Raw genomic sequence first — 12950 nt, forward strand, 5'->3', positions numbered from 1 at the left:
GTTCGGTCGGTTCAGTCCTTGCGCCGGCGCAGGCGGGACAGCACGGGAACCGAGCCCGCCATCACCCGGATCAGCACCAGCAGCGCCAGGATCGGGGGAACGTACACTAGCCAAGCCGGGGGCCCGCCAGAAGAGTCCCCGGACTGGTTCGCCGCGTTCTGGGCGCGGGTGTCCCCTTGGATCGACGGATCGTGCGTCGGGATCGTCTCGCCGGGCTTCTTGGCCTTGTACGGCTTCTGCTTCTGCTCGGCGGGCCGGCGGCCGTCCGGGCAGGCGGGCTGCTTGCCGACGGTGGGCTGCGCCCGCGGGTACCTGTACTCCTCGGCCGCCAGCTTCCGCAGCGTGATCAGGAAGACCACGTTCAGCACCGGCTTGCCCTGGTCCGTGCCGACGACCTCGTCCAGCACGGCCCCCAGCTCGGGTGCGTAGCGCAGGGTGCTCCGCAGGTCGGCGTAGATGTCGGGGTTGTACTTGGTCAGCCCCCAGTTGCCGAGCGTGTCGACCGTGCACTCGAAGTCGGGTTCGGTCTTCTCGAGCAGCCCGTTCACGGTCGACAGCAGGCCGGGGCCGTCGTCGCGCAGCCGCTTCAGATCGCCGCGCACCTGCGACAGCGCGGCGGTCAGCGCGGCCAGGTTGTCGATGCCGGCGCCCAGGTCGCCGCGGTTCTGGTTGAGCACGCTGGTGATCCGGCCGAGGTCCTTGGTGAGGCCGTCCAGCAGCTCGCTGTTCTCCGCGAACGTGGCGGTGAGCTGGTCGCCGCCGTTGATGATCTCGCGCAGCGAGCCCTCCCGCCCGGACCACCCCTCGGCCAGCTCGTGGGTCACCACCCGGGCGTCGTCGGGATCGATCGCCCGGAGCGAGTCGATGACGGCGCCGAACAGGTCGCCGTACTTGGGCGGCACCTTGGTCCGGGACACAGGGATCACCGCGCCCGGCTCCATCCGCGGGCCGTCCGGACGGGCGCCCGCGGGCGGGGTCAGCTCGACCACCGGCTCGCCGACCGCCGACTTGCGCGCCGCCGCGGCCGTCACCCCGCGCGGGATGTCGACGCCCCGCTCGATGTCCAGCCTGACCGACACCTTGTTCCGGTTCAGCCGGACCGAGTCGATCTTGCCGATCCGCAGGCCCAGGTAGTCGACCTCGAAGCCGGGGTGCAGCCCGGGCGAGGACTGGAACTCCACGGTGATCTGGTACGGCCGGTCGATGAAGTCGAACCTGATGACGTTGTTGAACGCCCACACCACCATGATCACGGCGAGCGCCGCGAAGGCCACCAGGTTGATCCTCACTCGGCTGGTCATCGGCGCGGCCCCTTCAGGAGCTTGTCGAGATCCGGCAGCGCCGTGCGCAGATCGTCGGGCAGCTTGGGCGGATTCGGGCCGCCGCGGCCGCCTTGGGTGCTCTGGGCGCCCTGCCCGCCGCCGGTGGGGAGCACCGGTGAGCCGTCCGGCCAGGTGATCCGCAGGATCGGGTACAGCAGGAGCTGGCCGTCGTAGCTGGCCCGCGGCAGCTTGGCGCTGAAGGTCACCAGCCCGTCGACCAGTCGGGTGAGCCTGGCCCGGTTGCCGCCGAGCTGGGCCAGCACGGGGTCCAGGTCGCGCAGCAGGGTCCGGAAGCGCACCACCCGGCCCTCCAGCACCTTGTCGTTGAGCTGGCGCGCCATGTGGGTGAGCCGCTCGACGGTGCGCAGGATCTTGTCCTTGTTGTCGTTCAGCAGCCGGGTGGTGCGTTCGAGCTCGACCGGCGCCCGGTTCAGCTCCTTGCCGCCCTGCGCCAGCGACCGTCCCAGCCGGGCGAACTGGTCGACCGCCTGCACCAGCTGGTTGCGCTGGACGGTGAACACCTTGAGCAGGTCGCCGGACTTGGCGATGCTGACGTTGAGGTCCCGCCCGTTGCCGTCCAGCGCCCCGGCCCCGGTGTTGACGATGGTGGCCAGGTCGTTCTCGCCCAGCGCCTGGAGCAGCGGCCCGGCCTTCCCGACCACCTGCTCGAACGCCGGCTGCACGCTGGTGTCGGTGATGGCGGCGCCCTTGGCCAGGTACGGGCCGCGGTCCATGCGGCCGCCCGGCGGCAGGATCAGGTCCACGTAGTTCTCGCCGAGCAGCGAGGTGACCTTGATCTCGGCGCGGGTGCCCCGCGGGATCGGATGCCCGTCGGCGATCGACAGCGTCGCGGTGGACTTGTAGGTGCGCGGGTCCAGCCGGACGCTCGTGACCGTGCCGACCTTCACGTCGGCCATCTGCACGCTGTGCCCGGCGACCAGGCCCTGCACGTCGTTGAAGGTGGCGGTCAGGGTGAGCGCCCCCTGCGGCCCGCCCGCCGTGCGGATCGAGCATCCGGTGAGGACGGCCAGCAGCGTCGCGATCAGCGCCGCGAACGCCGCCGTGCTCATCGCCGGGCGCTCCTCCGGACGGTCGTCCCGGTCGTCCGTGCACGCCTCTGGACGCGTCGGTCGCCGCATCAGTTGCCCCCTCCCTTCATCCAGGGGCAGTTGGAGTTGGGCGGGGGCAGCGGGCAGGGTACGTCGTCGTTGTTCAGCAGGCCCTTGAGCCAGGTCCGCAGGAACGCGTCGGTCGCGAACCGGATCTGCAGCGACTTGTTCTCCGGGTTGTAGCCGCCGATGAAGGCGGCGCTGACCCCCGGCAGCGCGTTCAGCAGTTGCGCCAGCGACTGGGCGTTGCCCTTCAGCACCAGCGCCGCCCGGGTCAGGACCGCCAGGTCGTAGGGCAACTGGCCCTTGTACTTCTGGATGAGCTTGTCGCCGTTCTTCGACAGCTCCAGGACGCCGCGGATGAGGTCCTGCAGTTCACCGCGTTCGGCGCTCAGCACCCGGGTCGCCTCGCCGAAGTTGCGGATCAGCTGGCCGAGCACCTGCTCGCGGCCCCGCACCACGCCCGAGAGCCGCTGCAGGTTGCGCGCGACCTCGACCAGTTCCTTGTCCTGCCCCGCGACGTTCTCCACCAGCCGGGCGCTCTGCTCCAGCGTCGCGTTGAACTCGCGGCCGTTGCCGTTGACGGTGTCGGCGGTACGGCCCAGCGCGGTCTGCATCTTGGTCGGGTCGAGCGCCCTGGCCAGGTTGGTGAACGAGCTGAGCGCGTCGTCGACCTCGACCGGCACGTGCGTGCGCTCCTTCGGGATCCGGTCGGAGGTCTCCTTCGGCTGGCCCGGCTGCCACGCCGGATGCAGCACCAGGTTGCGCTCGCCGACCAGGTTGAGCGGCACGATCGAGGCCTCCACGCCCTGCCGCAGCGGGACGTCGTCCTTCACGTGGAAGGTGACCCGGATCCGGTCGCCGACGTTCTCGACCCGGTCGACCAGCCCCACGTCCGCGCCCATGATCTTGACCTTGGACTGCGGGTAGAACGAGCGGGCCTTGGCGAACTCCGCGATCATCGTGCGCTTGCCGCCGGTCTCGCCGGTCAGCGCCGAGCAGCCGCCCATGACGGTCGCCGCGGCCAGGCACAGCCCGGCGGCCAGGGCGGCGGCGCGCCGGCGGGGGACGGCGAGGCGCGTCGTGATTCCCATCAGTTCGCTCCCTGCTGCGCGGGCGGCCGCCTGGACGAGACCGGGCCGGGCGGCTGGATCGGCCCGAGCCCGGTGAGCAGGCCCTCCACCCAGGCCCCGTTGCCCCTGATGTTGGCCACCTGGCTGAACGTCGGCCCCAGCAGCGCGAAGTTGGTGTTGATGGCGTCCATGTTGGGCGCCAGCCGGGTGGTCAGCAGGTGCAGGTTGTCCAGCAGGGTGTCCAGCTCCCGCTGGTTCCGCGAGATGACGTTGGACAGCGTCCGGACCGTGCGGCTGCCCTGGCCGATGGCGGCGGCCAGCTCGTCGCGCCGCCGCACCAGGCTGCTCAGCAGCACCTGGCTGGAGTCGATGATCTGCTTGAGCTCCTCGTCCTTGGCCGCCAGCGTGCCGGTGACGGTCCTGCTGTTGCGGATCAGCCGCTCGATCTCGGGGAAGGAGTCGTTCAGCGTCTGGGACAGCTGCCGCAGGTTGACCAGGATGCGGCGGAGCTTGGCGGCGCTCGGCGTCTCGATCCGGTTGATCTGGTCGAGCAGCTTGTCGATGCTGCGCTGGTCGAGCCGTCCGACGATGTTCTGCGCGCTGTTCAGCGCCTCGGGCACCGTGTACGGCACCCTGGTGTCCTTCAGCGCGATGCGGCGCCGCGACTCGGGCACCTGCGCCATGTACGGCCTGGCGACCGGCCCGGACAGCCGCAGGTAGCGGCCGCCGAGCAGGGTCGTCGTCTGGATCTCCGCCTTGGTCTTCGGGCCGAGGTCGATGCCCTCGTTGACATGCCAGGTGACCACGATGGTGCCGGTGGAGAAGTCGGGCTCGACCGAGGTGACCCGGCCCACCTTCACCCCGGCCAGCCGCACGTCCTGGCCGCTCTTCAGCCCGGCGGTGTCGGAGAAGACCCCGCTCATCGTGTAGCCGCGTTCGAACAGGTGCAGCTGCCCGACCGCGAACGCGAACACGCACGCGGCGCCGAGCGCGGTCAGCGTGACGACGGCGACGATCCGGTGGTTGACGTCGCGCAGCGACTTGAGCGCCATCACCCGACACCCCGCAGCAACGAGCGGAGCTTGTCCAGCTCCTGCTCGGTCGGGGGCTTGTCGCCCGGCGTCCGCGGCAGCTGCATCGGGAACGGGCACGGCCCCTGGACGAGGTTGAGGCACAGCGCGTCGGTGCGCATGAAGTGCCCGCCGTTGACGGCGGAGAACAGCTGCCGCAGCGTGAGCGGCAGGTTCTGCACCATCTTCTCCAGCTGGTCGACGTTCAGCCGGAACGTCTCGCTGAACCTGCCGAGGTTGTCGATGATGCGGGCGAGCTGGGCGTCGTTGCCGCCCAGGATCTGGTTGAGGTTGGTGGTGACGCCGGCGACCTCGACGACCGCGTTCTCCAGCAGCCGGTTGTTCCCGGCGAACACCTGGGTCAGCTCCCGGAGGTTGTCGACGCTCGCGGCGATCTGCTTGTCGCGGGTGGCGACCGCGTCGCTGACCGTCTCGTAGTCGTCGATCATCCGCTCGATGGTGGCGCGCCGGGTGTTGACGGTCTGCAGCAGCACGTCGAAGTTCTGCACCAGCAGCCCGATGTTCTGCTCGTTGCCGTCCAGCGCCTGGGTGAACGCGAAGAGGATCTTGTTGAGCTGGTTCGGGTCCAGGTTCTTGGTGAGCGGCCCCAGGCTGTTGATGATCTCGCCCAGGTCGACCACCGACCGGGTGTGCCGCACCCGCCCGCCGTCGCCCAGCTTCGCCGCGGCGCGGCCGGGCTCCAGGTAGACGACCCGCTGGCCCATGACGTTGCGCCAGCGGATGGCCGCGGTGGAGTCGTCGGGGACGCGGACCTCCCGGTCGACCTCCATGCCGACCACGGCCTTGCCGCGCCGCACCTCGATGCTCCCGACCTGCCCGACCGGGGTGCCCGCCACCTTCACCAGGTCGCCCTCCAGCAGCCCGGTGACGTCGTCGAAGGTGGCCGTGAGGGTGTAGCGGGCGTTGAAGCTGGCCGCCAGGATCTGCTGCCCGATGAAGAACGTCAGCAGCCCGGTCAGCGCGACGAACACGACGAACTTGAGGGTGGTGGCGGTGTCCGGCCCGCGTCCGGTGCGGCTCACGGCTGGATCACCGCCCGCGGGCCCGCCGACGAGCCGAACGCGGTCCGCTTCGGCGGCGCCGGGCAGATGTCCACGAAGGTCTGGCAGAGGTCGAGCGGGAGCGTGTCGACGACCGAGGCGAGCATCGTGCCGTCCGGGCCCGGCGTCCGGATGATGTCCGACAGCAGCGCGAAGAAGCCGTTGAGGCTGTCGATCATCACCGGGATGTTGCGGCGCTCGGCGGCCAGCACGGACGCGGCCTTGCCGGCCTCGTCCACGAGCGAGCCGAGGTTGGCGCCGTGGTCGCGCATGGTGTCGCCCACCGTGCCGGCCAGCTCGGCCGACTCGTCCAGCAGCGCGGTGACCTTGTCCGGGCGGTCGGTGACGACCGGGGCGAGCCGGTTGAAGTCGCGGATGGTGGCGTTGATGGTGCCGCCGCGCGTCCCGAGGGTGCCCGACAGCCCGGTGATGTCGTCGATGAGTCGCCGGATCACCGCGCGGTTGGCGTGCGCCGCGTCGATCACCCGGGTGCCGTTGTCGATCGTCCGGCGCAGGGCCGGGCCCTGCCCGGACAGCCCGGCGGAGAAGGTGCGCAGGATCGTGGTCACCTCGTCGGGGTCGATCGCGCTGGTGAGCCGGTACGCGGGCCACGCGGTCTCGGCGAGATCCTGCGGATCCCTGGTCTGGGCGATGCGGGCGCCGTCGGGCAGGTACGGGCCGGTCAGCTCGCCGGAGCCGAGGTCCAGGGCGAGGTCCTTGGGCCCGAACACCGAGATCGGCTCGATCGTGGCGCTGGTGGTGCGGGGCACCTGGACGCCCTCGTCCAGCCGCATCCGCACCGCCACCCGGCCGCTGCGCTCCAGTTCCACCGAGTCGACCGTGCCGACCGCGATCCCGCGGATCTTGACGTCGGACTTGCCCGGGTCCAGCCCCTGGCCGGCCCGTCCGAACGAGGCGGTGAAGTAGGTGGAGCCGGCGTTGGACTGGGTGGAGCCGAGCGCCACCAGGATCGCTGCGGCCGCCATGACGCCCGCGCCCACCAGGCCGAACAGGGTGCGGGAGCGTTTGGAGAGGGGCTCGTCGCTCATCCGGTCAACCTCACTGTGCTGCCGTGCCCCCAGAAGATGTACGACAGGACCAGGTTCATCAGGATCATCAGGATGGTGGACTCCCGGATCGCCCGCCCGGCCGCGACGCCCACGCCCACCGGCCCGCCCGCCGCGTAGTAGCCGCGGTAGCAGTGGATGAACATCACGATGAACGCGAACACCGCCACCTTGATGACGCTGTAGAACACGTCGATCGGCGGGAGGTAGAGGTGGAAGTAGTAGTCGTAGATGCCGGGCGAGAGCCCGAAGTAGTTGATGGTGATGAACCGGGTGGCGAAGAAGGCCATGAACAGCGACACCAGGTAGAGCGGCACCAGCGCGATGACGCCGGCCGCGACCCGGGTGCACACCAGGTAGGCCAGGGAGTTGATGCCCATGACCTCCAGGGCGTCGATCTCCTCGGAGATCCGCATGGCGCCGATCTCGGCGGTGAAGCCGGTGCCGACCTGCGCGACCAGCGCCACCCCGGCGATGATCGGGGTGACCTCGCGGACGTTGGAGTAGCTGGCGACCAGCCCGGTGAACGCCTCCGCGCCGATCCGCTCCAGGCCCGGGTAGCCCTGCAGGCCGACCATCGCGCCGGTGGCCAGCGACATGGTGGCGATCACGAAGATCATGCCGCCGCCGATCACCAGCGCGCCGACGCCGACAGTGATGTCGCTGACCTGCTTGGCCAGCGTCCGCCCGTACTTGCGCCGCAGGATGATGTCGAACAGCAGGTGGTAGAGCACCCGGCCGAGGAAGACCGGCAGGTTGAGGGAGGCGCCCAGCCCGGCGGTGCGGCCCTGCACCGCCCGGCCGAGTCTGCGTACGGGGGAGATCGCGACCATCAGAACCTCGGGGGGAAGAGGACCTGGTAGATCATTGTCAGCACGTAGTTGGTCGTGAACACCACGATCGAGGTGACCACCACCGCGCGGTTGACCGCGCGGCCCACGCCGACGGGCCCGTAGTCGCAGTTCATGCCCATGTGGCAGGCGACCGCGGCGGCGATGAAGCCGAAGATCCACGCCTTGAACAGGGTGATCAGCAGGTCCGAGAACTGCAGCAGGGAGGTGGCGCCGTCGAAGAAGGCGCCGGGGCTGACGCCCTGCTGGATGACGTTGAAGTAGTAGCCGCCGACCACCCCGGCGAGGATCACCACCGAGCACAGCAGCATCGAGACGGTGCTGGCCGCCCACAGCCTGGGGGTGACCAGGCGGTGGACCGGGTTGATGCCCATGACCTCCATGGCGGACAGCTCGTCGCGGATGTTGCGGGCGCCCATGTCGGAGGTGATCGCCGAGCCGCCGACGCCGGAGACCAGCAGCGCGGCGGCCAGCGGCGCGACCTGCTGGATCATCGCGGAGACCAGCAGCGCGCCGGTGCCCGACTGCGCGCCGAGCTGCCGCGCGATGTCGCCGACCTGGAGCGAGATGGTGGCGCCCAGCGGGACGGCGATCAGCATGACGGGGACGCTGGTCACCCTGGCCAGGAACCAGCACTGCTCGATGAACTCGCCCCACCACTGGCGCAGGTCCCAGGTTCGGCGCAGGCCCTCGAGCAGGGTGACGCACAGCAGTCCGGTCTCGTCGAGCGCCCGCTCGACGCGCCGGAGGGCCAGGTCCGGTGCCTTGGTCAGGCTCAGGGCCATCAGCCGGGGCCCTCCCTGGGAGGAGCGGGGGCAAGGGTCATTCCAGCCTCCTCACGCGGCACCGCTGTGATCTGGAGCACTCTAGGGGACGAAGCTCTAAGAAGCGAGTACTTACATGAGGATTCGTCCGAAGTTACGATTTGTCGGTGCCCACTTCCGCTCGTAACTGCGTAGACCCGCTCGTGGCGGGCGTCTATGACCGCTGGGAAGGCCAGGGACTGCCCGGCAATCCCTGGCCCTTCATGACCATGTGCGCGGTCAGCCGGTTCGACCAGCTTCTGAAGAAGGCCCTGGACGCCGAGCTGAAAAGGCTCGACCTGACCAGGACCGGCTACTTCCTGCTCACCACGCTGGCGCTGACCAGCGACGGCCAGGCCCTGCTCAGCAAGCTGAGCCGGCTGGTGATGATGCACCCCACGTCGGTCAAGCTGACCGTGGACCAGCTGGAGGCGGCGGGCCTGGCGATCCGGCTCCCCCACCCGAGCGACCGCCGCGCCACCCTGGTCGAGATCACCGAGGCGGGCCGGGAACGCGCCGGCGCGGTGAACCTGGCGCTGGAGTCGTCCGACGGGCCCATGGCGCTGCTCGGCGCGTTCCACCAGGACGTCTTCGAGGCGCTGCAACCGGCCCGCCGGGCAGCGGGCGATATGGAGCTTTGAAGAGGACCAAATCTGAACCCTGCGTGACCCCGCCCGCGTACAGCGTGATGGACGGCGACAGGTCACCCGTGATAAGGCACTCTATTCCCCATGCCACAGAGCCACGGCACGCGCAGAAGGTCCTCCGACTCTTCCAAGGGCACGCGTTCCCGCCGACGGGACAGACGCAGGACCATGGCCGCGCCGCCCCCGCGACATACCCAGGCCACCCCCGATCCGTACGACCCGTACGCGGACCCCTACGGCCTGGACGAGCCCTACGACCCGTCCCTCGCCGAAGGGCCGCGCGCCCCCGAGCCGCCGCCGGAGCGGCCGCGCAAGAAGCGGCGGGTGCGCCGGGTGCTGACCAGCAACGTCACCATCACCGTGGTCGCGCTGGGCCTGATCCTGGCCGCCGTGGTCCTGGTCGACCTGGAGAGGCTGAGCGGGGACAAGAGCAAGCCGCCGCCCGGCACCGAGGGGCTGTCGGCCAACGACATGCTGGCGATGATGACCTCGTCCGACATGGACGCGGTCTCCGCCGGTGCGATCGCGGCCGCCAAGAAGCGGGCGTACGAGCAGCACCAGCGCGACCTGGCGGCGCTGAAGGTGAAGGCGAAGCGGGACGCCAAGGCCCGCGAGAAGCTGAAGGCCGAGCAGGAGCGCGAGCGCCTGGCCAAGTCCAACCCGAGCGCCAAGCAGAACAAGGCGTACGGGAAGAAGATGAGCGAGCTCAAGGGGTGGGGCCGCTGCTGGTCGTCCCTTGAGACGCTGTGGGACCACGAGAGCGACTGGAACGAGCGCGCGGTCAATCCGTCCAGCGGGGCGTACGGCATCCCGCAGGCGCTCCCGGCGTCCAAACTGGCCAGCGCCGGGTCGGACTGGCGCACCAGTTCCCCTACGCAGATCGCGTGGGGGCTGGGCTACATCAAGGCCCGCTACAAGGACCCTTGCCGCGCCTGGTCCTTCTGGCAGGCGAACAACTGGTACTAGGGGGCTCCGCGCCCGCGAGCGAGTGATCGGGCACCATTGGGGGGTGCGTACGAGTAAGGACCGTCAGACCAGCGGCGTCGGGGAGTCGGGCGGCAGCCGCCAGTGGGCACGGGCGGACGCGACCCGGCGGGCGCTGCTGGACGCCGCCCAGCAGGTCTTCGCCGACCGCGGGTACGCCGACGCCGGTATCGCCGAGATCGTGGAGAGCTCCGGGATCAGCGTCGGCAGCCTCTACCACCACTACGGCGGCAAGGCCGGTCTCTACCTGGCGCTGTGGGAGGAGTTGAGCGATGAGCAGGAGGCACGCGCCGCCAGCGCGGTCTCCGCGGCGCGCACGGCCGGGGAGCGCGACCCGATCGGGCTGTTCATCGAGGGCGCGCGCGCCTACCTGGAGGTCTGCTGGAAACGCCGGGCCGCGGCGAGGCTGTTCCACGGCGGCGAGGGGCCGTCCGGTTTCTCGCTGATGCGCCGCACCCGGGCGCGCCAGTGGATCGGGCAGAACACCAGACTGCTGCGCGGCCATGACGGCGACCGGGCGACGGAGGTGCTCAGCCTGGTGCTCACGACGGTCATCGGCGAGGCGGGCCGGGAGATCGCGCTGGCACCGGACGTGGCGGAGGCACATGAGATCATCGACGAGGTGTGCCGGATCCTCATCCGCCTCGCGCGCTGAATCCACCACTCTCCCCGGCCGCGACCGCTACCCTCTGACCGTTGATCCCCCGACCCCTGACACGCGGCATGACCGCAGACTGGATCCCCTGGACCGAGACTCCCTGGACCCGCCCCCGGGCCCACCCGCTGACAGGAGAGCAGACGTCCCATGCCGACCTCCACGTGGTTCCGGCTCAACGTCGGTAAGCGCGAGCGCGTGCTCGAGGTTGCGATGCGCGAGTTCGGCGAGCACGGTTACTCGACCGGCAGCCTGAACACCATCGCCCGCGAGGCGGGCATCGCCAAGGGATCGCTGTTCCAGTACTTCAGCGACAAGCTGGAGTTCTTCGCGTTCGTCTGCGACGAGGGCTCGCGCCGCATCCGCGAGGAGATGGAGCGCCGGATCGCCCGCCTGGACCTCGACCAGCCGTTCGAGGGGTGGCTGTTCGACGTGTTCTGCGAGTGGACCGAGTACATGGCCGAGCATCCGCTGGAGCGCGCGGTGACGGCGGCCACCAACTTCGAGCTCGACAACAACGTGCGGTCGGTGGTCCGCGACACCGCCAACCAGCACTACCTCCAGGTCATCCATCCCTCGCTGGCGCTGTGGCGGGACCGCGGCGACATCCGCCCCGACGCCGACCTGGACGTGCTGGCCACGCAGCTGCTGCTGACGCTGCCGTTCCTGGCCCTGGCGCCGTACTACGACGGCCTGGACCCGGTGCTGGACCTGCGCGGGCGCACCCCGGCCGAGCAGCGCCCGGTGATCCGCCAGCTGATCGCGGGCTTCCGCCCGATGTTCGCGCCGGCCGAGTAGTGCCGGCCGGGGTGGCCGGTCAGCCGAAGATGTAGTCGGCGGGCCTGGCCTTGCGGCTGCCCGCCCAGAACTCGAAGGTGTGGCCGGGCCACAGGGAGCGGTTGACGCCGTTCTCGTCCAGGTACCAGCTGTCGCAGCCGCCCTCGTTCCACACGGCGCGGCGCAGCCTGCGCTGGATCCTGTCGTTGAACGCGCGCACGGCCTCCGGCCTGGGCTCGACGGTCCGCGCGCCGCGCCGCCGCATCTGCCTGAGCAGGCTGAGCATGTGCTGGATCTGGATCTCGATCATGAAGACCACGGAGTTGTGCCCGAGCCCGGTGTTGGGGCCCAGCATCATGAAGAAGTTCGGGAAGCCTGGAAGCGTGGTGCCGTGGTGGGCCTCGATGCCGTCCGCCCACGCGTCCTGGATCTTCATCCCGTTCCGGCCGACGACCCGCCATTCGGCCATGGCGTCGACGACCTTGAAGCCGGTGCCGTAGACGATGGCGTCGACCTCGTGCTCGCGGCCGTCCCCGGTGACGATCGAGTGCTCGCGGACCTCGGCGATGCCGGCGGTCTCGACCTGGACGTGGGGGCGGGCGATGGCGGGGTAGTAGTCGTTGGACAGCAGCACGCGCTTGCAGCCGATGGTGTAGTCGGGGGTGACCTTGGCGCGCAGCCCGGGGTCGGGGATCTGCCGGGCGAGGTGGCGGCGGGCCAGCCGGTCCTGCGGGGCGGACAGCCGCGGGTCGACGGTGAACCCGATCGCGCGGGCCTCCAGCGTCCAGTAGATGAGGTCGCGGAACGCTCGGGTGCTGCCGGGGACCTTCTCGAACGTCCTGCGGACGGCCTCGGGGATCGCGACGTCGGGCTTGGGCTGGATCCACGGCGGGGTGCGCTGGAAGACGACCATGCGGTCGACCTGCTCGGCCAGCTTCGGGACGAACTGGATCGCCGAGGCCCCGGTGCCGATGACGGCGACGCGCTTGCCGCGGAAATCGTAGGAATGGTCCCACTCGGCCGAGTGGAAGGCGGTGCCCTGGAACCGCTCGATGCCGGGCAGGTCGGGGTAGGAGGGGATGTGCAGGGCTCCGACGCCTGAGATGACCGCCCTGGCGGTCAGTACGTCGCCGCCGGCCAGTGTCACCTTCCACGCCTGCGCATCCTCGTCGTACTCCATGGAGTCGACGGCGGCGCCGAAGCGGATGTGGCCGCGGACGCCGTACTTGTCGGCGGTGCGCTCCAGGTAGGCACGGATCTCCTGCTGCGGCGCGAACATCCGGGTCCAGCCGTGGTTGAGCTCGAAGGAGAAGGAGTACATGTGCGAGGGGACGTCGCAGGCGCACCCGGGGTAGGTGTTGTCATGCCAGGTGCCGCCGAGGGCCCGGCTCTTCTCCAGGATGACGAAGTCGTCGAAGCCGTCGCGCTTGAGCTGGATGCCCGCGCCGAGGCCGGCGAAACCGGAGCCCACGATGACGATTCTGGGGGAGCTCTCCATCATGCCGTTCCTTCCACCGCTGCCCTGCTACCA

13 protein-coding genes are annotated in these 12950 nt (G+C 70.1%); 4 read left to right on the forward strand and 9 right to left on the reverse strand.

What is annotated here, in order from left to right; all coding sequences use genetic code 11:
* Window positions 1-11: 11 nt before the first annotated feature.
* Genes ABD340_RS27810 through ABD340_RS27845 form a run of 8 tightly spaced genes read right to left on the reverse strand, consistent with a single transcriptional unit; the run spans window position 12 to window position 8338 of the window.
* Window positions 12-1301, reverse strand: a complete 1290-nt coding sequence (locus tag ABD340_RS27810; RefSeq protein WP_344592839.1) for an MCE family protein — start codon at window positions 1299-1301, stop codon at window positions 12-14.
* Window positions 1298-2461 carry an MlaD family protein gene (locus tag ABD340_RS27815; RefSeq protein WP_344592840.1) on the reverse strand — a complete coding sequence of 388 codons (1164 nt, stop codon included), beginning with the start codon at window positions 2459-2461 and terminating at the stop codon, window positions 1298-1300. The genes ABD340_RS27810 and ABD340_RS27815 overlap by 4 nt, the downstream gene beginning before the upstream one ends.
* The gene (locus ABD340_RS27820) at window positions 2461-3525 is read right to left on the reverse strand and encodes an MCE family protein (RefSeq protein ID WP_344592842.1); all 1065 of its coding nucleotides are present in this window, start codon (window positions 3523-3525) and stop codon (window positions 2461-2463) included. Before ABD340_RS27820 ends, ABD340_RS27815 begins: the two co-directional genes overlap by 1 nt.
* Window positions 3525-4556, reverse strand: a complete 1032-nt coding sequence (locus ABD340_RS27825; protein ID WP_344592843.1) for an MlaD family protein — start codon at window positions 4554-4556, stop codon at window positions 3525-3527. Before ABD340_RS27825 ends, ABD340_RS27820 begins: the two co-directional genes overlap by 1 nt.
* Window positions 4556-5617, reverse strand: coding sequence for an MCE family protein (locus tag ABD340_RS27830; RefSeq protein WP_344592844.1), 1062 nt, complete (start codon window positions 5615-5617; stop codon window positions 4556-4558). The genes ABD340_RS27825 and ABD340_RS27830 overlap by 1 nt, the downstream gene beginning before the upstream one ends.
* A complete protein-coding gene (locus tag ABD340_RS27835) occupies window positions 5614-6684 on the reverse strand; it encodes an MCE family protein (protein ID WP_344592845.1) in 1071 nt (356 codons plus the stop codon). Before ABD340_RS27835 ends, ABD340_RS27830 begins: the two co-directional genes overlap by 4 nt.
* A complete protein-coding gene (locus ABD340_RS27840) occupies window positions 6681-7535 on the reverse strand; it encodes an MlaE family ABC transporter permease (protein ID WP_344592846.1) in 855 nt (284 codons plus the stop codon). The genes ABD340_RS27835 and ABD340_RS27840 overlap by 4 nt, the downstream gene beginning before the upstream one ends.
* Window positions 7535-8338, reverse strand: coding sequence for an MlaE family ABC transporter permease (locus ABD340_RS27845; RefSeq protein WP_344592848.1), 804 nt, complete (start codon window positions 8336-8338; stop codon window positions 7535-7537). The genes ABD340_RS27840 and ABD340_RS27845 overlap by 1 nt, the downstream gene beginning before the upstream one ends.
* A gap of 146 nt (window positions 8339-8484) precedes the next feature.
* Between ABD340_RS27845 and ABD340_RS27850 the strand changes: the two genes are divergently transcribed.
* From ABD340_RS27850 to ABD340_RS27865, 4 genes are all read left to right on the forward strand, one after another.
* Window positions 8485-8997, forward strand: a complete 513-nt coding sequence (locus ABD340_RS27850; RefSeq protein WP_344592849.1) for a MarR family winged helix-turn-helix transcriptional regulator — start codon at window positions 8485-8487, stop codon at window positions 8995-8997.
* Between the two features lie 174 nt (window positions 8998-9171).
* On the forward strand, window positions 9172-9969 hold the full coding sequence (locus tag ABD340_RS27855) for an aggregation-promoting factor C-terminal-like domain-containing protein (RefSeq protein ID WP_344592850.1): 798 nt from the start codon (window positions 9172-9174) through the stop codon (window positions 9967-9969).
* Window positions 9970-10012: 43 nt separating this feature from the next.
* On the forward strand, window positions 10013-10642 hold the full coding sequence (locus tag ABD340_RS27860; protein WP_344592851.1) for a TetR/AcrR family transcriptional regulator: 630 nt from the start codon (window positions 10013-10015) through the stop codon (window positions 10640-10642).
* 150 nt (window positions 10643-10792) lie between these two features.
* Window positions 10793-11440: a TetR/AcrR family transcriptional regulator gene (locus ABD340_RS27865; protein ID WP_344592852.1), complete on the forward strand. Its 648-nt coding sequence runs from the start codon at window positions 10793-10795 to the stop codon at window positions 11438-11440.
* 19 nt (window positions 11441-11459) lie between these two features.
* Here ABD340_RS27865 and ABD340_RS27870 read toward each other — a convergent pair whose 3' ends face one another.
* Complete coding sequence (locus ABD340_RS27870) at window positions 11460-12920, reverse strand: flavin-containing monooxygenase (protein ID WP_344592853.1); 1461 nt, start codon at window positions 12918-12920, stop codon at window positions 11460-11462.
* Between the last annotated feature and the right edge of the window lie 30 nt (window positions 12921-12950).

The sequence above is a fragment of the Actinomadura vinacea genome, assembly GCF_039532545.1.
GTDB lineage: Bacteria > Actinomycetota > Actinomycetes > Streptosporangiales > Streptosporangiaceae > Spirillospora > Spirillospora vinacea.